This is a genomic window from Amycolatopsis taiwanensis DSM 45107, assembly GCF_000519205.1.
In the GTDB taxonomy this organism is placed as follows: Bacteria; Actinomycetota; Actinomycetes; order Mycobacteriales; family Pseudonocardiaceae; genus Amycolatopsis_E; species Amycolatopsis_E taiwanensis.
In genome coordinates, this window is the sequence record NZ_JAFB01000004.1 from 243,179 (window position 1) to 261,123 (window position 17,945).

Consider the following 17,945-nt stretch of genomic DNA (forward strand, 5'->3'; position numbering starts at 1 on the left):
TTCTTCTCACGCGGAGCGTGTCCGTTGAGGGCGGTGGTGGGCTGGCGGGTGGGGCTTCCTGCCGCGCGTGCCGCGCCATTCCTCAGTACTTGAGCAGGTTCGTGTCGTCGACCGAGGCGGTCCGCCGGGTCCGGAAGATCGACATGATGATCGCCAGTCCCACCACCACTTCCGCGGCGGCGACGACCATCACGAAGAACGCCATCACCTGGCCGTCGATCCCGCCGTTGATCCGCGCGAAGGTGACCAGCGTGAGGTTCACCGCGTTGAGCATCAGCTCGATGCACATGAACACCACGATGGCGTTGCGCCGGATCAGCACGCCGACCGCGCCGATGGTGAACAGCAGTCCCGAGAGCAGCAGGTAGTAGGTGGGAGTCATTTCTCCTCCACGGTTTTTCCGCGGGTCCGACGGGGCCTGATCACCGGTCACCTCGATCGCCGTGGCCGGCCGGGACCTCGCCGGCCTCGGGTGCGACCAGCGCGTGCGCGTCCGGCTCCGGCTCGGTTCCTTCGATCCGTTTCCGCTCCGCCTCGAGCCGGGCGGTGGGCGTCGACTCGATGATCGCGGACAGCGATTCTTCCGCCACCGACCCGTCCGGAAGCAGCGCCGGCGTGGTCACCGAGTGAGAGGTGGCGAACACGCCGGGGCCGGGCTTGGGCGAGATGCGCTCGTACTCGCCGCGGAAGCGGGCCTCGACGAGTTCCCGCTGCGACCGCCGGCGGCCGCGCCGCTCGGTGAAGGCCAGCACCATCGCGCCGAGCGCGGCGGTGATCAGCAGCGCCGAGGTGAGTTCGAACGGGAAGAGATAGTCGGTGAAGATCGACCGGCCGAGCGTGGCCGGGGTGCCGTTCGGCGGCGGCGCCGGGGTGGCCTTGGACAGCGCGCGAGTCAGCGCCGAGGCCAGCATCCCCGCAACGCCGACGCCGAGGACACCGGCCCAAAGCCGTTGTCCCCGCAGCACTTCCACCACCGAGTCCGAGCTCTCCCGGCCGACCAGCATGAGCACGAACAGGAACAGCATCATGATCGCGCCGGTGTAGACGATGATCTGGGTGAAGCCCAGGAACGGCGCCTGCTGCACCATGTACAGCACACCGAGGGAGAACATCGTCATCGCGAGGAACAGCGCGGAATGCACGGCGTTGCGGGCGAAGACCAGCCCCAGCGCGCCGAAGAGCGCGATCGGGCCCAGGATCCAGAACGCGATCGCCTCCCCGGTGGAGACGTGCGCCTCGACGCCCTGCGCCAGAACGACTGCGGTCATTGGATGTGCTCCTCATGCGAGGTTTCCACGGTTTCCCCCTTGGGGACGCCGCGCCCGCGGGCCAACTCGGGCCCGTTGACGTAGTAGTCCTGCTCGTTCTCGCCCAGGCGCATCGGGTGCGGTGGCTGCTCCATCCCCGGCAGCAGCGGCGCGAGCAGGTCCTCCTTGGTGTAGATCAACCGCTGCCGGTCGTCGTCGGCGATCTCGTAGAAATTGATCATCGTCAGCGACCGGGTCGGGCACGCCTCGATGCACAGGCCGCAGCCGATGCACCGCAGGTAGTTGATCTGGTAGTCCTTGCCGTAGCGCTCACCCGGCGAGTAGCGGGCTTCCTCGGTGTTGTCGCCGCCCTCGACGTAGATCGCGTCCGCCGGGCAGGCCCAGGCGCACAGCTCGCAGCCGACGCACTTCTCCAGCCCGTCCGGGTGGCGGTTGAGCTGGTGCCGCCCGTGGTAGCGGGGCGCGGCGGGGGCACCGGCCTCGGGATACTCCTCGGTCGCCACCTTCTTGAACATCGTGGCGAAGGTGACCCCGAAACCCTTGATCGCGTCGAACATCAGCCATCACTCCCAGCCGAAACCTCCGCGCGCCTGCTCGCCTGCGCGACGCGGCGGCGCTTCTTCCTGCCCGCTCCCCGTTCCGGCACCGCCGGGACCTTCAGGTCCAGCGGAGGCAGCGGATACCCGCCGCCGGTGATCGGCACCGAGTCGTCCTGGTACTGCTGCCGGGAATCCACGGTCAGCGCGACCGGCACGGCCACGAGCACGACGATCGCGACGATCACCACGATCCGGATCGGGGTGCTCTCGATCGAGCGCATCGCGACCACGGCGACGATCCACACCAGGTTGACCGGCACCAGGACCTTCCAGCCCAGCTGCATGAACTGGTCGTACCGGAACCGGGGCAGCGTGCCGCGAAGCCAGATGAAGCAGAACAGCAGCGCGAAAACCTTGGCGAAGAACCAGATGACCGGAAGCCAACCCTGGTTGAGCGGCGAGTCGGCGCCCACGAACGGGAACAGGTAGCCGCCGAGGAACAGCGTGGTCGCGAACGCCGAGACGACCACCATGTTCACGTACTCGGCGAGGAAGAACATCGCGAACTTCATCGACGAGTACTCGGTGTGGAAGCCACCCACCAGTTCGGACTCGGCCTCCGGCAGGTCGAACGGCGCCCGGTTGGTCTCCCCGACCATGGAGATCAGGTAGATCACGAAACTCGGCAACAGCAGGTAGAAATACCAGCCGTGCTGCTGCGCGTTGACGATGTCGCCGGTGGACATCGAGTGCGCGGTCAACACGACCGCGACCAGCGACAGGCCCATCGCGATCTCGTAGGAGATCACCTGCGCGGCCGAGCGAAGGCCACCGAACAGCGGGTACGGCGAGCCGGACGACCAGCCGGCCAGCACGATCCCGTACACCCCGACCGACGAGCAGGCCAGGATCACCAGCACCCCGACCGGCAGGTCCACCAGTTGCAGCACGGTGCGGTGGCCGAAGATCGACACCTCCGGGCCGAACGGGATGGCCGACAGCGCGATCAGCGCGGGCACCACGGCGAGCACCGGGGCCAGGAAGTAGACCTTCCGGTCGGCGCCGTCGGGGATGACCTGCTCCTTGAACGGCAGCTTGATCGCGTCCGCGATGGACTGCAGGTAGCCGCCGGGGCCGACCCGGTTGGGGCCGGGGCGGTTCTGCATGCGGCCGAGCGCCTTGCGCTCCCAGACGATCAGCAGGATCGTCATGATCGGCCCGATCAGCAGGATCACGACCGCCTTGATCAGGGTCAGCCACCACGGGTCCCCGGCCAGCAGTTCCGCCCTGCTCAGCGGCTGCTGCGCGAGCAGCGGCTGCTGCATGAGCAAGGGGGTCATTGCACACCTCCCTTGATCGACACCACGCCGCCGTGCCCGGTGCCGAGCGTTCGCCGCACCTGGGACCCGGCGGAGTTGGCGGGTAGCCACACCACGTCGTCGGGCAGGTCGGCCACCTCGACCGGCAGCGTGATCGCCCCGCGCTCGGTCGACACCGTCACGGTGCCGCCCACGTTCTCGGCCGTCCTGGCCGACATCCGGGCCACCACCGGCCGGGCGGTGCCGGCCAGGTGCGGCTCGTCGGCCTGTAGCGACCCCTCGTCCAGCAGCTGCTGCCAGGTCGCCAGCCGGGCCTCACCCGCGCGCAGCCCGGGCGAGGCCGCCCGGCCGGCGTCGGAACCGGGGAAGGCTGCCTTGACGGCGTCCGAATCCCGCAGCGTGGCGGTGAGGGAAGCCAGGTCCGCGGCGGAGGCGGCGGGGGTCTGGGTGAACAGGTCCACGTCCATTTCCACGGCCAGCGTGTCGAGGACCCGGCAGTCGGAGAGGGCGCCGGTGTTCTCGATGGTCGTGTCGAACGGGCGCGCGCGGCCCTCCCAGTCCAGGTAGCTGCCCGACTTCTCCACGCTGGGGGCGATGGGGAGGACGACGTCGGCGTGCTCGGTCACGCCGCTGGGGCGCAGTTCGAGACTGACCACGAAGTCCGCGTTCGCCAGCGCCCGCCGGGCCAGGTCCGGATCGGGCAGGTCGTCGGGGTCGACGCCACCGATGACCAGGCCGGCCAGCCTGCCGTCCGCGGCGGCGGTGAGGATGCCGGTGGTGTCACGGCCGGGCTCGGCGGGCAACCGGACCTGCCACTTGGCCTCGGCGACCGCGCGTGCCGCCGGGTCCGTGACCAGGTGGCCGCCGGGCAGCAGCGTCGGTGCGGCGCCGGCCTCCAGCGCCCCGCGCTCCCCCGCCCGCCGGGGGATCCAGGCGACGGTCGCGCCGGTTCGCTCGGACAACGTGTGCACCGCGGTGAACAGGCCGGGCACCTCGGCCGCGCGCTCGCCGACCAGCACGACCGCACCCGGCTGAGAAAGCGCTTGCTCGAGGTCCGGTGCGTGCTTCGCCAGCCCGTCGAGCGCGGCGGATTCGGCGCCCGGCGCGCAGGCCAGCAGCTCGCCGGAGGTCTTGCGCACCGACGGGGTGCTCCACTGTCCCAAGTGGACGACCTTGGCGCCGCGCTTGCGCGCCGCCTTGCGCAGCCGGAGGAAGACGATCGGCGACTCCTCCTCCGGTTCGAAGGCCACGCACAGCACCGTCGGTGCGTGCTCCAGCGCCGCGTAGGTCACCCCGTTCTCCGGGGTCGTGCCGGCCACCCGTGCGCTGAGGAAGGCCAGCTCCTCGGCGGAATGTGCGCGGGCACGGAAGTCGATGTCGTTGGTGCGCAACGCAATCCGCGCGAACTTCGCGTACGCGTAGGCGTCCTCGACGGTCAGCCGGCCACCGGTCAGCACGCCCGCGCCCTTGCCGTCACGGGCCTTCAGCAGTCCCGCCGCGGCAACGCGCAGCGCCTCGGTCCACGAGGCTTCCCGCAGTTCGCCCGCCTCGTTCCGCACCATCGGGCGGCGCAGCCGGTCCGCGGCCTGCGCGTACCGGAACGCGAAGCGGCCCTTGTCGCACAGCCATTCCTCGTTGACCTCGGGGTCGTTGGCGGCGAGCTTGCGCATCACCGTGCCGCGCCGGAAGTCCGTCCGCTGCGCGCAACCGGACGCGCAGTGCTCGCACACGCTCGGCGACGACACCAGGTCGAACGGCCGCGACCGGAACCGGTACTGGGCGCTGGTCAGCGCGCCCACCGGGCAGATCTGGATGGTGTTGCCGGAAAAGTAGGAATGGAACGGCTTGCCGGACGAGGTCCGCGAAGCCAGATCCAGCACGTCCGCCGTCTCCGCCGTCCCGATCTGCTGCTCGGCTCCGCGTTCCAGCAGGTCGATGAACGGGTCGCCGGCGATCTGGTCGGAGAACCGGGTGCACCGCTGGCAGAGCACGCAACGCTCGCGGTCCAGCAGGATCTCCGTCGAGATCGGCAACGGCTTGGGGAAGGTTCGCTTCGTGTCGTGGAACCGGGAGTCCGCGCGGCCGTGCGCCATCGCCTGGTTCTGCAGCGGGCATTCCCCGCCCTTGTCGCAGATCGGGCAGTCCAGCGGATGATTGATCAGCAGCAGTTCCATCACGCCCTGCTGCGCCTTGTCCGCGACCTTCGAGGTCACCTGGGTCCGCACGACCATCCCGTCGGCCACGGTCATGGTGCAGGAGGCTTGCGGCTTGGGCATCGGCCGCCCGCCCATCTCCACCTCGACGAGGCACTGGCGGCAGGCGCCGGCCGGGTCCAGCAACGGGTGATCGCAGAACCGCGGGATCACCGTGCCGAGCCGCTCCGCGGTACGGATCAGCAGCTCACCCTTGGGCGCGATGACCTCCTCGCCGTCGATGGTGAGCTTGACGTACCCCTCGGGGACCTCGATCTTGGGCTCTTCCGGCGCCATCGTCATGTGTGAGCTCCCACCAGTTCGGACTTCCGTTCGCCGCCTGCCTTGTTCGTCTCGCACAGGGCCAGGAACTCGTCCCGGAAGTACTTGATGCCGCTGACGATCGGGCTGACCGCACCATCGGCGAGCGCGCAGAACGAGCGGCCGAAGATGTTGTCGCACAGGTCCAGCAGGGTGTCGATGTCCTCTTCGGTGCCGCGGCCGTCGACCATCCTGGCCAGGATCTGGTCGAGCCAGTAGGTGCCTTCCCGGCACGGCGTGCACTTCCCGCAGGACTCGTGCTTGTAGAACTTCGTCCACTTCATCACGGCCCACGGCACCGACACCGTCTCGTTGAACACCTGCACCGCGGTCGTGCCGAGCATCGACCCGGCCTCGGCCGCGCCCTCGAAGTCCAGCGGCACGTCCAGGTGCTCCACGGTGAACAGCGGCGTGGACGACCCGCCCGGCGTCCAGAACTTGAGCGGGATGCCGTCCTTCATGCCACCGCACAGCTCCAGCAGCTCGCGCAGGGTGGTGCCGAGCGGCGCCTCGTACTGGCCCGGCCGCTCGACGTGCCCGGAGATCGAGTAGATCTTCGGGCCGGGCGACTTCTCCCGCCCCATCGCACGGAACCAGTCGGACCCGGCGTTGACGATGAACGGGACGCTGGCGATGGTCTCGACGTTGTTCACCGTGGTCGGCTTCGCGTACAGGCCGGCGGCGGCCGGGAACGGCGGCTTCAGCCGCGGCTGGCCGCGCCGCCCCTCCAGGGAGTCCAGCAACGCGGTCTCTTCACCGCAGATGTAGGCGCCCGCGCCCGCGTGCACGGTGATGTCCAGGTCATAACCCGTGCCGAGGATGTTCTTGCCCAGATAGCCCGCCGCGTAGGCCTCGCGCACCGCCGAGTTCAGCCGGCGGAAGCAGTGCAGCGCCTCGCCGCGCACGTAGATGAAGCAGTGGTGCGACCTCATCGCGTAGGAGGCGATGACACAGCCTTCGATCAGCGAGTGCGGGTCCGCCATCATCAGCGGGATGTCCTTGCACGTCCCGGGCTCGCCCTCGTCGGCGTTGATCACCAGGTAGTGCGGCTTGTCCTCGTTGGGCGGCATGAACGACCACTTCAGGCCGGCCGGGAAGCCCGCACCGCCCCGGCCGCGCAACCCGGAGTCCTTGACCAGCTGGACGAGCTGTTCCGGCGTGCCGCGCAAGGCCTTGCGCAGCGCCGTGTAGCCCTCCAGCCGCTCGTAGGTGGACAGCCGCCACGAGTTCGGCGAGAGCCAGCGTTTGGTCAGGACCGGGGTCAACGGGTCAGCCATCACTTCTCCGTCTTTGTTGGAACGTGTGCGGGTAGCCAGGCCGTGACATTCGTCGTTGGCTGAGCGCCGTTCATTTCGCCCCCACCTCCGGCAGCGGGGCGTCCTGCATGACCGGGGCGGTCCACCCGCGTTCCTGCGCGAGCGCGGCACCGCGCAAGGTCTCCACCGCCTGCGACGGGCCGTCCACCTGTGCGGTGAAGGTTTCCTCGTCGTCCGGGAAGAATCCGGCCAGCTGCAGCTCGGCGCCCTTGAAGTCGGTCAGCGGCGCACCCCGGCTCGGCGCCGGCTTTTCCCCGCGCCGCAAGGAATCCACCAGCTCGACCGCCGACTCCGGGGTCTGCTTGTCGTAGAACTCGTAGTTCACCTGAAGCACCGGCGCGAGGTCGCAGGCGGCGAGGCATTCGGCGTGTTCCAGCGTGATCGAGCCGGGCTGCCCTGGCTCACCCGCGGTTTCCTCGTGCCCGACACCGAGATGCTCGGAGAGCCGGGCATAGACCGCGTCCCCGCCCAGCGCAGCGCACAACGTGTTCGTGCACACGCTCACCAGGTGCTCGCCGCACGGCCGCCGCTTGTACATCGTGTAGAACGTCGCCACGGCACTGACCTCGGCCTCGGACAAATCGAGCTGGCGGGCACAGAAGCCGATGCCCTCCTGGCTGACGTAACCCTGCACCGACTGCACCAGATGCAGCATCGGCAGCAGCGCCGACCGCGATTGCGGGTACCGCGCGATCAAGGCCTGCGCCTTTTCCACGACATCGGGTCCGAAGATCGACGATTCCGGCTTCACCGGTCCACTCCCCCCATCACAGGGTCGATCGAGGCGACGGCGGCGATCACGTCGGCGACCAGGCCGCCCTCGGACATCGCCGGCATCGACTGGAGGTTGATGAAACTGGGTTCCCGGACGTGCACCCGCATCGGCCGGGTGCCACCGTCGGACACGACGTGGTAGCCGAGTTCGCCGCGCGGCGACTCGACCGGCACGTACACCTGCCCCGCCGGCACCTTGAAGCCCTCGGTGACCAGCTTGAAGTGGTGGATCAGCGACTCCATCGACTGGCCCATGATCTTGCGCACGTGTTCCAGCGAGTTGCCCATGCCATCGCTGGAGATCGACAGCTGAGCGGGCCAGGCGACCTTCTTGTCCTCCACCATGACCGGCCCCGGCTCGAGCTTGTCCAGCACCTGCCGGATGATCCGCAGCGACTGGTGCATCTCCTCGACCCGGCACAGGTACCGCGCCCAGCAGTCCGCCTCGGTCGAAGTCGGCACGTCGAAGGAGAACTCGTCGTAGAGCGAGTACGGCTCGATCTTGCGCAGGTCCCAGGCCAGCCCGGCGGAGCGGAGGACCGGACCGGTCACGCCCAGCGCGAGGCAGGCGTCCACCGGCAGGTAGCCCACGCCCTTGAGCCGGTTGCGCCAGATCGGCTGGCCGGTGAACAGCTTGTCGTACAAGGGAAGCCGCTTGTCCATCACCTTGATGAACTCGCTGATCTTCTCGTGGGCGTCGGTGGGCAGATCCTGCGCGATCCCGCCGGGCCGGATGAACGCGTGGTTCATCCGCAGGCCGGTCAGGAACTCCAGCAGGTGCAGCACCTCCTCGCGTTCCCGGAAGCCGATGGTCATGGCCGTGGTGGCGCCCAGCTCCATGCCGCCGGTGGCGATGTAGACCAGGTGGGAACCGATCCGGTTGATCTCCATCAGCAGCACCCGGATCAGCTGCGCCCGGCGCGGGACCTCGATGCCCAGCAGCTTCTCGACTGCCAGGCAGTAGCCCATCTCGTTGAACAACGGCGACAGGTAGTCCATCCGCGTCACGAACGTGACGCCCTGGGTCCACGTGCGGTACTCGATGTTCTTCTCGATGCCGGTGTGCAGGTAGCCGATCACCGACCGGAGCTGCGTGACCGTCTCGCCTTCCAGCTCCAGCACGAGCCGGAGCACGCCGTGCGTGGACGGGTGCTGCGGGCCCATGTTGATGACCATGCGCTCGTCGTGCTCGGCGTCGCCCAGGACGTCGTCCCAGTCGCCGCCGCTGACGTGGTAGATCCGGCCCTCGGTGGTCTCGCGCGATTCGGCGTACGGCGTGCCCTCCGGCCCCGTTGGGGTCGTGGCGTCCGAATCCCCGTGCTCGCCGGCCCCGTCGCCGTTCATGCCGAGCCTGGTGTCCGTGCCGCTACTCACTGTTCCTCCGCGGGTTTGCGCGCGACCGCGATCGTGTCGACGGGGCGCTCCATTCGCGATCGAGTCACGTCCTCGGCCAGGGCGCCCCGCCGCCCCGATAAGGGGGTCTGGGGGCTTGCCCCCAGTCGGGGGTGTGGGGGCGGAGCACCCACAAGACGCGGGACGAAGGCGCGCGCGTGGTGCTCACCTTGATTGCCGCGACTTGACACCGAGCTAGTCACGAGTAAGACCTCCGCTGGTCCGGGGGCGGGATCTCCGCGCCCTTGTATTCCACCGGGATCCCGCCGAGTGGATAGTCCTTGCGCTGCGGGAAGCCGTCCCAGTCGTCGGGCATCAGGATGCGGGTGAGCGCCGGGTGGCCGTCGTAGACGATGCCGAACATGTCATAGGCTTCCCGCTCCTGCCAGTCGGCGGTCGGATAGACTTCCACAATGGACGGTAGGTGCGGGTCCTCGATATCCAGCGTGACCTCGAGGCGGATCCGGCGGCGGTAGGTCATCGAAGTCAGGTGGTACACCGAGTGCAACCGCTGCGGCACGTCCGGGCCGTAGTCCACTCCGGACACCGAACTGCACAGTTCGAACCGCAATCCCGCGTCGTCGCGCAGGATCCGGCACACCTCGACGAGGTGCTTCCGCTCGAGGTAGAGGGTGATCTCGCCGCGGTCCACGGTGACCTGCTGCACCGTCTCGGCCGGGATGTCGTGCTCGGCCAATGCGGCGAAGAACTGGTCGGCGAATTCGTCGAACCAGCCGCCGTAGGGCCGTTCGGCCGGCGGCGCCGTGTAGGCGGGCAGCCGGAGGCCGCCGTAGCCGGAGGTGTCCCCGCTGTCGGAAACCCCGAACATGCCCTTGCGCGCCCGGCCGGCGACGATGGGCTGAGCAGGCCGTACACCACGCGGTTCCAGGCCGGTCTCCGCCCGCTCGGCGCTGCTGGACTCGCCGCCGGTGACCGGTTTCTCTTCAGACATTCCGCATCACTTCTTCGCGTACTTGATCGACGACGGGATCAGCTCGGTGCGGTGACCGGCCTTCAGCGCGGCGCGGCGCGGCCCCAGCGGCTCGTCCTGGATCTTGGCGTGCAGCTTGAGGATCGCGTCGAGCAGCATTTCCGGCCTCGGCGGGCAGCCCGGCAGGTACATGTCGACCGGGACGATGTGGTCGACACCCTGCACCACCGCGTAGTTGTTGAACATGCCGCCGGACGAGGCGCACACGCCCATCGCGAGGACCCACTTGGGCTCGGCCATCTGGTCGTAGATCTGCCGCAGCACCGGCGCCATCTTCTGGGTCACCCGGCCGGCGACGATCATCAGGTCGGCCTGGCGCGGAGTGGCGCTGAACCGCTCCATGCCGAAACGGGCGATGTCGTAGCGGGAACCGCCGATGGTCATCATCTCGATGGCACAGCAGGCGAGCCCGAACGTGGCCGGCCACAAGGAGTTCTTGCGCGCCCAGTTGACCACGCCTTCCAGCTTCGCCAGCAGGATGCCGTTCGGGAGCTTTTCTTCCAGACCCATGGCTTCGCCTCACTTCGTCGTGGTCATCGTCAGTTCCAGTCCAGTCCGCCACGGCGCCACACGTAGGCGTAGGCGAACCCGACCGTGGCGATGAACAGCACGATCTCCACCAGGCCGAACACGCCGAGCGCGTCGGCGTTCACGGCGAACGGGTAGAGGAAGACCATCTCGATGTCGAACAGGATGAACAGCATCGCGGTGATGTAGTAGGCCACCGGCATCCGCCCGCCGCCGATCAGCGGTTGCGGCGAGGGTTCGATGCCGCACTCGTACGCCTGCAGCTTCGCCTTGTTGAACCGCCGCGGCCCGACCAGTGGGCCGAGCAACACCGAGAGCAGAGCGAATGCCGCGGCGAGCACGAACAGCAGCACCAGCGGTAGGTATTGGGCCAACGACATCAGCACCGCCCCTTCCACAACACTGTGTCTTTCCCGACCGGCCGGAGCTTGTGAAAAGCTTCACAAGCTTCCCTAAGGTTGTGAAGCGGTTCACAAGGCATATCTGCAGTGTAGGACGAGGGTCACACCGTTGTCTCGGGGGCTCGACATAACGGAAGGTGCACTCTGCGTGCTGCCATTCGGGTTACCAACCGCCCCCGACCAGGGCAAAAGGGACCGCGACCGAGGACCGCGACAGGTAGCTGTGATGTTTCACACGGTCACGATCTCGGGGAGTGAGGCGATGGGACCCGCTCGCGCCCGGGGAAGACCCCCGTGATAGGGCGCAAAACTTCACGCACTGGGGGTAAGACGGGCCGCCAGCGCGATGAGCCGGTCGACGCGATCGCCGCCCCGGGCGTCATAGCAACCCGAAAGTCCCTTGTAGATCAGCGGAATCAGCGGATTCACGCGCAGGCCGTACCGGGTCGCCGCGCGCATGACCGCCGGGTTCCCGATCGCCTTCGCGAAGAGGTTGCCCAGGCGGTAGTAGCCCCCCATCAACTGCTTCAGCGCCGCCGGGTAGCCGTGCAGCGCGCGCTCCCTGGACGCTCCCGCCCGGCGGGCCAGCGCCTGGACCACGAACTCCGCGGCGAGCTGGGCCGACTCCATCGCCGCCGAGATTCCCTCACCGTTGAACGGGCTCACCATGCCGCCCGCGTCGCCGAGCAGCAGCAGGCCGTCGCGGTAGTGCGGAGTCCGGTTGAACCCCATCGGCAGGCCGGCACCGCCGACCCGGCCGACCGCGTTCTCCTCGCGGAAGCCCCACTCCTCCGGCGTCGAGTCCAGCCACTGCCGCAGCAGGGCACGGTAATCGGTGTTGCGGAACGCCTTCGACGTGGACAACATGCCCAGCCCGACGTTCACCGTGCCGTCGCCGAGCGGGAACGCCCAGCCATAACCGGGCAGCAGCTTGGGATCGCGCGGATCGCTGCGGTCCCACAACTCCAGGTGTCCCTCGATGAACGCGTCGTCGTGGCGCGGGCTGCGGTAGTAGCGGCGGACCGCCACCCCCATCGGCCGCTTTTCGATCTTCTCGATGCCGACCGACAGCGCGAGCCGCGCGGACACCCCGTCGCAGGCCAGCACCAGCGGCGCACGATAGGTCACCGGGTCCTTGTCCGGGCCGGTCCTCGCCTCGACGCCGACGACGCGGCCGCTGCGCTCGTCGGTCAGCGCGGCGGTGACCGTGGTGCGCTCCTGCAGCCGCGCGCCCGCCTTGACCGCCGTCTTGGCCAACAGGTCGTCGAAGTCCCGGCGGGTGCGCGAGACCCCGTAGGGCGGGTAACTGGTCAGCTCCGGCCAGTCGAGTTCGAGGGTCAGGTCACCGGTGAGGATGCGCAGGCCCCGGCTGTGCACCCAGCCCGCCTCCTCGCTGGTGTCGATCCCGAGATCGATCAGCTGCTTCACCCCGCGCGGGGTGAGCCCGTCACCGCAGACCTTTTCGCGCGGGAACTGCGTCTTCTCCAGCACCAGCACGTCGATCCCGGCGCGGGCGAGGTAGGTGGCCGCCGTCGATCCGGCGGGACCGGCGCCGACGATGATCACCTGGGCGTCAGCGCCTGTCGTCATGAGGTCGAGTTTAGATCAGGACCGGCCGAGGACGGCTTGACCGCGCGGTGGATGGCGACCACACCGAAGGTGAGGTTGAGCCATTCCACGCGTTGCCAGCCGGCCGCCGCGATGATTTCGGCGAAAGCATGCTGGTTCGGCCAGGCGGCCACGGACTCGGACAGGTACTCATACGCCGCCGGGTTCGACGAGGTCACCTTGCCCAGCAGGGTCATCGCCCGGCGGAAGAACTTCCGGTACAGGAACCGGATCGGGCCGAAGCCCGGCGTCGAGAGCTCGCAGATCACCAGGCGTCCGCCGGGCCGCACGACTCGCGAGATCTCGACCAGCGCCGCCTTGGTGTCCACGAAGTTGCGGATGCCGAAACTGATCGTCGCCGCGTCGAAGCTGCCATCGGCGAAAGGCAGGTGCATCGCGTCCGCGGCGACCGCCGGCACGTCACGGTGCCGGCCGCTGCGAAGCATGCCGAGGGAGAAGTCGGCGGCCAGGCACCAGGCCCCGTTCCTGGCGTACTCGCGGGTCGAGACCCTGGTCCCGGCCGCGAGGTCGAGAACCTTCTCGCCGGGACGAGCGTCGAGCGCGCGGGCGGTGATCGTGCGCCAGCGCCGGTCGAGCCCGAACGTCATGAACGAGTTCGCCCGGTCGTAGCCGGACGCGACGCCGTCGAACATGGCGGCGACCTCGCGGGGGTCCTTCTCAAGACTGGCGCGGGACATACCCAGAAAGTTAGGGGAGCCGCGCGAAGCGCGTCCGTTGAGGGTGGCGGTGGGTGAAGGGCCGGCCAGGGGAGTTGCGCGAAACGCCTCTGTTGAGGGCGGCGGTGCGCGTAAGGTCCGTCCGTCGGAACGCAGATCCCGGAGGTAAAAGTGATCATTTACGGCTGGCGGCAGCAGGTCAAGCAACTGGCCACCGCGACCTACCTGTGTGGCCAGTGCCAGAACCCGACCGCGCATGCGTTGCGCCGGGCGGTCACCAAGTTCACGCTGTTCTTCATCCCGCTGTTCCCGATCAGATCCCGGTACTTCACCGTGTGCACGTTCTGCGGTGCGACGAACAAGCTGACCAAGGCCGAGGCCGAGCAGGTGATGGCGACGCAGCAGGGTGCCGCGCCGCAGCCTCCGCAGGCTCAGCCACCGCAGTCCGTGCCGCAGATCCAGCCTCCCGCCGCGGGCGGCCAGTTCGGCCGGCAGCAGCCACCGGCTCCCCGGGGCTAAGCGCCCGAAGACGCCGAAGTCGCCGCGACACCGGTTCGGGTCCGCTGCCGGATCCACCACAGCAGGCCGCCCGCCACCAGCCAGGTGCCCAGCATGGTCGTGCCCAGCGGCAACAGCGTGAGGGTCGCGGTCCGGCCGGCCACCCGGGCCAGCTCCGGGTTCGTGGTGTCGTACTCGATGCGCACCAGGTCACCGGCGGCCAGGCCCCTCGGGTAGAGGACGCCGTTGGCGGGAATGTGCACGATCCCGTCCGGGGTTTCGTACCGGATGATCGTCCGGTCGAAGGACACCGAGTCGACCTCGGCGTTCGCCACGCCGAGGTGACCGGTGATGGCGCTGTCGTTGCGGATGGCCGCAAGCAGAAGCCCGACGCACAACACGCTGATCAACACGGCAACGACGAGCACGACGCGGCGCCCGATCCGCAGCCGTCGCTCGTGTCTCGTCGTCACCAGGCGAGCATATCTTTAGCGGTGAACGGCATTCAAAACGCAAGATCGGCACCCATAGTCGCGGACAACGACGCTGCACGTGGGCGGGGAGGCAGGCCGCCACCGTGATCGACCGGCAGCCGACACGGGAAGTCACGGCCTGGTACCCGCACACGTTCTGAAACAACAGGCTGTTCAGCGCTGGTGCGCCGTGGCCAGCAACTGATGCGTGGCCTCGATCTGCGCGTACGACTTGGGCGCCACGCCGGCGTTGGCCGGCCGGATGGCCGCCGCACCCGGCCCGTTCGGTCCCGCCGCGGGCTTGCCGAGGGTGAACAGCCAGGTGGTGAACAGCTCCTGCAGCGGCTTGCCGGAGATCCGCTCGGACAGCGCGATGAAGTCGTTGATCCGGGCGGAACCGCCTTTGTGCTCGGCCACCCAGGTCCTGAGGATCGTGAAGAACGCATCGTCGCCGACGGTGGTGCGAAGCGCCTGGAGGCCCAGCACTCCCCGGTCGTACACGGCGGAGTCGAACTGCTCGGCCACGCCGGGGTCGCCCGGCAGCACCTGCCAGAACGGGTCTTCGGCCGGGTGCGAGTCGTACCCGAACTGGGCGAGCTCAGCCGCGGTGCCCTCGCCTTCGTGCTCCGACCACAGGTACTCGCCGTAGGTGGCGAAGGCCTCGTTGAGCCAGATGTCGCTCCACCTGCCCAGCGACACCGCGTCGCCGAACCACTGGTGCGCGTTCTCGTGCGCGATCACGGTGGTGTTGCTGCCCGCCGCGAAGAACCTGCTGTCGTAGACCGGCCTGGTCTGGGCCTCCAGCGCAAAGCCGAGGACGGGGCGGGTGACGACGCCACCTTCGGCCTCGAACGGGTAGGGTCCGAACTGCGAAGCCAGGAACGCGTCGATCTCCGGCGTCCGCTCGACGCTCGCCTTCGCGGCGTCCAGCGAGTCCCCGGCGGCGGGGTCATAAGCCGTGACGAAGGGCTTGCCATCCGGCGTGGTAGCCCGGTTCACCTGGAAGGCGCCCACTTCCAGCGTCATGGCGTAGGTGTTCGCCGGCTGGGTGCTGCGCCAGTTCCACCACGTCCAGCCCGCCCGGGTCTTGGTGGTCCGGACCAGGGTGCCGGTGGACAGGGCGGCGACGTTGTCCGGCACCTGGACCGCGATGTCGTAGGTGGCCTTGTCGGTCGGGTGGTCGTTGGACGGGAACCACCACTGCGAGATCTGTGGCTCGTTCACGGCCAGCGCGCCGTCCGGGGTCTTGATCCATGCGGTGACGCCGTCGATGACGACCTTCGACGGCGTGTCGGCGTAGTTCACCACCACCGTGATCGGCTGGTGCGCCGCGAGCGGAGCGTCGGGCGTGACGACCAGCTCGCCGTTCTCGGCGGGATCGACGTGGAAGGCAGCCGGGACGTTGTTCACCAGAACCGAGTTGGTGTGCAGCCCGAAGTCGAGGTCGAAGCTGGACAGTTCCTCGGTCGTGGTGGCCAGGATCGTGGTGGTCCCGGACAGCTGGTCCGTGGCCGGCTGGTAGGTCAGGCGGATGTCGTAGTGCGATACTTCGTAACCCCCGTTACCCGCGAACGGGTAGTACGGATCACCGACACCCGGAGCCCCCGCAACCGGGGCGGCGCTGGCCGCGGGCGTGGACGTGAGCGTGGACGCGGACAGTGTGATCAACAGGCCCACGGAGACAACCCCGAGGGCGGCTCGAATTCGCAGGCGCATAGGACCAGACCGTATGTGGCGGAATCTTCTCCGAGTACGGTCGAAAGAAGGTTTCGTTGCCAGAGCGGGACTTTCACTCGTCTGGGCGCCGCCCGTAAGGCTCAGGTGAGTGCGGTTGAAACGGCCGCACGGACCCGGGCATGCAGAGCGCGGTGACGTGACCGGTCCACGCGCACCTCCACCACTCGCAGCCCGGGCGCCGGACGCAGCGCCGCCCGGAACTCCTCGCGGGTTCCGACGAGCTCGTGCGGAACCCGGAAACCACGGCACAACGCGCCGAGATCCGCGCCGTGCGGCGTCCCGAAGACGCGCTCGAACGCATCGCTGTGTTCGGGCGCTCCCTGTTCCAGCAACGAGAAAATGCCGCCACCGTCGTCGTTGAGCACCACGATGGTGAGATCGGGACGAGCGTCGGCGGGGCCGGCGAACAGGCCGTTCACGTCGTGCAGGAACGTCAGATCGCCCACCAGCGCGTAGGAATGACCACGGTGCACGCTGGCCGCGCCGATCGCGGTGGACAGCGTGCCGTCGATGCCGGCGACGCCGCGATTCCGGTGTACCAGCACGTCGGGCCGCACTCCCCCACCCAGCGCGACGTCCCGCGTCGGATTGGACGAGCCCACCACGAGCAGCGAATCCAGAGGCAACGCGTCGACCAGTTCCGCGGCCAGCCGCAGTCCGCTCGGCCACGGCTCGTCCTCCAGCGCCGTGTTCACCGCGGTCAGCGCCGCCCGGTCGGCGCGCTGCCAGCTCGCCAGCCAGTCCGGGTCGGCGGGCTTCGACGGCTCGTCGAACCACTGCCCGACCTGCCGGACGTTGTGCGCGGGCGCGGGCCAGTCCGAGTCCGGGCGTACCAGCAGCACCTCGACGTCGGCATCCGAAAGCAACGCCTGCACCTGGCGGAACACCGTCGGCCGGCCGATGCACAGCACCTGCTCGGGTTTGTGCTCGGCGATGAACTTCTCCGCGCCCAGCAGCCAGGCGCCGCTCGCGATCGCGGCAGAGCCGGACAACCCGAGCCCGCCCGTTTCGGACACCACCGGCCACCCGTGCTGCTCGGCCCACTCGCCGGCCGCGCGGACTCCGCTGTCGCAGGCGATGACCAGACCACACCGGGCCGACGGCACCACGAACGAGGGCAGCGCGCCGAAGTCGGGCAGCTCGGTCCACCGCGCGCCACCCGCCCGGCCGTCCAGCGACTCGTACCAGTCGTGGTCGCCGTCGGGAACGAGCGGCTCCCGGAACGGGATGTTGAGGTGGACCGGTCCACACCGCCACTCGCCGTACGCCGCGTTCCAGGCACGGCAGATCTGGCTGCGCCAGTAGGCGTTCTGCCCGGCCCGGGCCTCGGCGACGGCCAACTCGTCGAAGTACCGCACCGCGTTGCCGTACAACCGCTGCTGGTCGACGACCTGGTTCGCGCCGGCCGCGCGCAGTTCGGGCGGACGGTCCGCGGTGAGCACGATCAGCGGCACTCCGGCCCGGTCGGCTTCGAGCACCGCCGGATGGAAGTTCGCCGCCGCCGTGCCCGAGGTGCACGCCACCGCGACCGGGCGGCCGGTGCGCGCGGCGATCCCGAGCGCCAGGAAGGCCGCGCCCCGCTCGTCGATGCGAACGTAGAGCTGCAGCCGTCCGGCGGCCGCCGCGTCGTGCAAGGCAAGCGACAACGGAGCATTACGTGAGCCTGGGCACAGAACGACGTGGGAAACGGTGTTGCGGACCAACTCGTCGACGATGACCCGCGCCTGCGCGGTGGACGGGTTCACCACACACCTCCGGGAGGGAGCGTCCCGCCGGGTCGCGTGGTCGGAGCCGAGCCCATGTCCCTCGTCACGCGAATCCCTCCTGAACGCCTGACCCCCACCGGTTTCGCCGTACTCAGCCGCGCCTGGGCCATCTCCAGCCCACCCACCGCCACCGTCAATCGACGCG

Annotated in this window: 17 protein-coding genes; 1 reads left to right on the plus strand and 16 read right to left on the minus strand. The window is 69.0% G+C overall.

Translation table 11 applies throughout. The features are described 5' to 3' along the window. Positions 1–82: 82 nt before the first annotated feature. The 13 genes from nuoK to A3CU_RS0103655 all read right to left on the minus strand — a co-directional run bounded on the left by nuoK (position 83) and on the right by A3CU_RS0103655 (position 13,347). On the minus strand, positions 83–382 hold the full coding sequence (gene nuoK, locus A3CU_RS0103595; protein ID WP_027941102.1) for an NADH-quinone oxidoreductase subunit NuoK: 300 nt from the start codon (positions 380–382) through the stop codon (positions 83–85). A 40-nt stretch (positions 383–422) separates the two neighbouring features. After that, on the minus strand, positions 423–1,268 hold the full coding sequence (locus tag A3CU_RS43340) for an NADH-quinone oxidoreductase subunit J (protein ID WP_043840577.1): 846 nt from the start codon (positions 1,266–1,268) through the stop codon (positions 423–425). Then, positions 1,265–1,825, minus strand: coding sequence for an NADH-quinone oxidoreductase subunit NuoI (nuoI, locus tag A3CU_RS0103605; protein WP_027941103.1), 561 nt, complete (start codon positions 1,823–1,825; stop codon positions 1,265–1,267). Before nuoI ends, A3CU_RS43340 begins: the two co-directional genes overlap by 4 nt. Then, complete coding sequence (gene nuoH, locus A3CU_RS0103610; RefSeq protein WP_027941104.1) at positions 1,825–3,147, minus strand: NADH-quinone oxidoreductase subunit NuoH; 1,323 nt, start codon at positions 3,145–3,147, stop codon at positions 1,825–1,827. The genes nuoI and nuoH overlap by 1 nt, the downstream gene beginning before the upstream one ends. Continuing rightward, the gene (locus A3CU_RS0103615; protein ID WP_027941105.1) at positions 3,144–5,621 is read right to left on the minus strand and encodes an NADH-quinone oxidoreductase subunit G; all 2,478 of its coding nucleotides are present in this window, start codon (positions 5,619–5,621) and stop codon (positions 3,144–3,146) included. The genes nuoH and A3CU_RS0103615 overlap by 4 nt, the downstream gene beginning before the upstream one ends. Beyond that, entirely contained in the window at positions 5,618–6,916 is a 1,299-nt protein-coding gene (nuoF, locus tag A3CU_RS0103620; protein ID WP_027941106.1) for an NADH-quinone oxidoreductase subunit NuoF, read from the minus strand. The genes A3CU_RS0103615 and nuoF overlap by 4 nt, the downstream gene beginning before the upstream one ends. 70 nt (positions 6,917–6,986) lie before the next feature. Beyond that, positions 6,987–7,706 carry an NADH-quinone oxidoreductase subunit NuoE gene (nuoE, locus tag A3CU_RS43345; RefSeq protein ID WP_043840579.1) on the minus strand — a complete coding sequence of 240 codons (720 nt, stop codon included), beginning with the start codon at positions 7,704–7,706 and terminating at the stop codon, positions 6,987–6,989. Further along, positions 7,703–9,073, minus strand: a complete 1,371-nt coding sequence (locus A3CU_RS0103630; protein ID WP_027941107.1) for an NADH-quinone oxidoreductase subunit D — start codon at positions 9,071–9,073, stop codon at positions 7,703–7,705. The genes nuoE and A3CU_RS0103630 overlap by 4 nt, the downstream gene beginning before the upstream one ends. A gap of 247 nt (positions 9,074–9,320) precedes the next feature. After that, a complete protein-coding gene (locus A3CU_RS0103635; RefSeq protein WP_027941108.1) occupies positions 9,321–10,073 on the minus strand; it encodes an NADH-quinone oxidoreductase subunit C in 753 nt (250 codons plus the stop codon). Positions 10,074–10,079: 6 nt separating this feature from the next. Further along, a complete protein-coding gene (locus tag A3CU_RS0103640; RefSeq protein WP_027941109.1) occupies positions 10,080–10,622 on the minus strand; it encodes a NuoB/complex I 20 kDa subunit family protein in 543 nt (180 codons plus the stop codon). A gap of 29 nt (positions 10,623–10,651) precedes the next feature. Further along, entirely contained in the window at positions 10,652–11,020 is a 369-nt protein-coding gene (locus tag A3CU_RS0103645; RefSeq protein ID WP_052371449.1) for an NADH-quinone oxidoreductase subunit A, read from the minus strand. A 333-nt stretch (positions 11,021–11,353) separates the two neighbouring features. Next, a complete protein-coding gene (locus A3CU_RS0103650; protein WP_027941111.1) occupies positions 11,354–12,631 on the minus strand; it encodes a geranylgeranyl reductase family protein in 1,278 nt (425 codons plus the stop codon). Next, on the minus strand, positions 12,628–13,347 hold the full coding sequence (locus A3CU_RS0103655; protein ID WP_027941112.1) for a demethylmenaquinone methyltransferase: 720 nt from the start codon (positions 13,345–13,347) through the stop codon (positions 12,628–12,630). The genes A3CU_RS0103650 and A3CU_RS0103655 overlap by 4 nt, the downstream gene beginning before the upstream one ends. A 150-nt stretch (positions 13,348–13,497) precedes the next feature. On the opposite strand from A3CU_RS0103655, the gene A3CU_RS0103660 reads away from it, so the two are divergent. Beyond that, positions 13,498–13,845: a zinc-ribbon domain-containing protein gene (locus tag A3CU_RS0103660; RefSeq protein ID WP_027941113.1), complete on the plus strand. Its 348-nt coding sequence runs from the start codon at positions 13,498–13,500 to the stop codon at positions 13,843–13,845. On the opposite strand, the gene A3CU_RS0103665 is transcribed toward A3CU_RS0103660, so the two are convergent. The 3 genes from A3CU_RS0103665 to menD form a co-directional block, all read right to left on the minus strand. Beyond that, positions 13,842–14,297: a DUF3592 domain-containing protein gene (locus A3CU_RS0103665; RefSeq protein WP_027941114.1), complete on the minus strand. Its 456-nt coding sequence runs from the start codon at positions 14,295–14,297 to the stop codon at positions 13,842–13,844. The genes A3CU_RS0103660 and A3CU_RS0103665 overlap by 4 nt on opposite strands. Before the next feature lie 174 nt (positions 14,298–14,471). Beyond that, a complete protein-coding gene (locus A3CU_RS0103670) occupies positions 14,472–16,013 on the minus strand; it encodes a M1 family metallopeptidase (RefSeq protein ID WP_027941115.1) in 1,542 nt (513 codons plus the stop codon). A 101-nt stretch (positions 16,014–16,114) separates the two neighbouring features. Next, positions 16,115–17,779, minus strand: coding sequence for a 2-succinyl-5-enolpyruvyl-6-hydroxy-3-cyclohexene-1-carboxylic-acid synthase (gene menD / locus A3CU_RS0103675; protein ID WP_027941116.1), 1,665 nt, complete (start codon positions 17,777–17,779; stop codon positions 16,115–16,117). Positions 17,780–17,945: the final 166 nt, after the last annotated feature.

Bases quoted from the DNA above. Each gene is read 5' to 3' on its own strand.
- nuoK (WP_027941102.1), bottom strand. From the start codon at position 382: ATGACTCCCACCTACTACCTGCTGCTCTCGGGACTGCTGTTCACCATC.
- A3CU_RS43340 (WP_043840577.1), bottom strand. From the start codon at position 1,268: ATGACCGCAGTCGTTCTGGCGCAGGGCGTCGAGGCGCACGTCTCCACC.
- nuoI (WP_027941103.1), bottom strand. From the start codon at position 1,825: ATGTTCGACGCGATCAAGGGTTTCGGGGTCACCTTCGCCACGATGTTC.
- nuoH (WP_027941104.1), bottom strand. From the start codon at position 3,147: ATGACCCCCTTGCTCATGCAGCAGCCGCTGCTCGCGCAGCAGCCGCTG.
- A3CU_RS0103615 (WP_027941105.1), bottom strand. From the start codon at position 5,621: ATGACGATGGCGCCGGAAGAGCCCAAGATCGAGGTCCCCGAGGGGTAC.
- nuoF (WP_027941106.1), bottom strand. From the start codon at position 6,916: ATGGCTGACCCGTTGACCCCGGTCCTGACCAAACGCTGGCTCTCGCCG.
- A3CU_RS0103630 (WP_027941107.1), bottom strand. From the start codon at position 9,073: ATGAACGGCGACGGGGCCGGCGAGCACGGGGATTCGGACGCCACGACC.
- A3CU_RS0103635 (WP_027941108.1), bottom strand. From the start codon at position 10,073: ATGTCTGAAGAGAAACCGGTCACCGGCGGCGAGTCCAGCAGCGCCGAG.
- A3CU_RS0103640 (WP_027941109.1), bottom strand. From the start codon at position 10,622: ATGGGTCTGGAAGAAAAGCTCCCGAACGGCATCCTGCTGGCGAAGCTG.
- A3CU_RS0103645 (WP_052371449.1), bottom strand. From the start codon at position 11,020: ATGTCGTTGGCCCAATACCTACCGCTGGTGCTGCTGTTCGTGCTCGCC.
- A3CU_RS0103650 (WP_027941111.1), bottom strand. From the start codon at position 12,631: ATGACGACAGGCGCTGACGCCCAGGTGATCATCGTCGGCGCCGGTCCC.
- A3CU_RS0103655 (WP_027941112.1), bottom strand. From the start codon at position 13,347: ATGTCCCGCGCCAGTCTTGAGAAGGACCCCCGCGAGGTCGCCGCCATG.
- A3CU_RS0103670 (WP_027941115.1), bottom strand. From the start codon at position 16,013: ATGCGCCTGCGAATTCGAGCCGCCCTCGGGGTTGTCTCCGTGGGCCTG.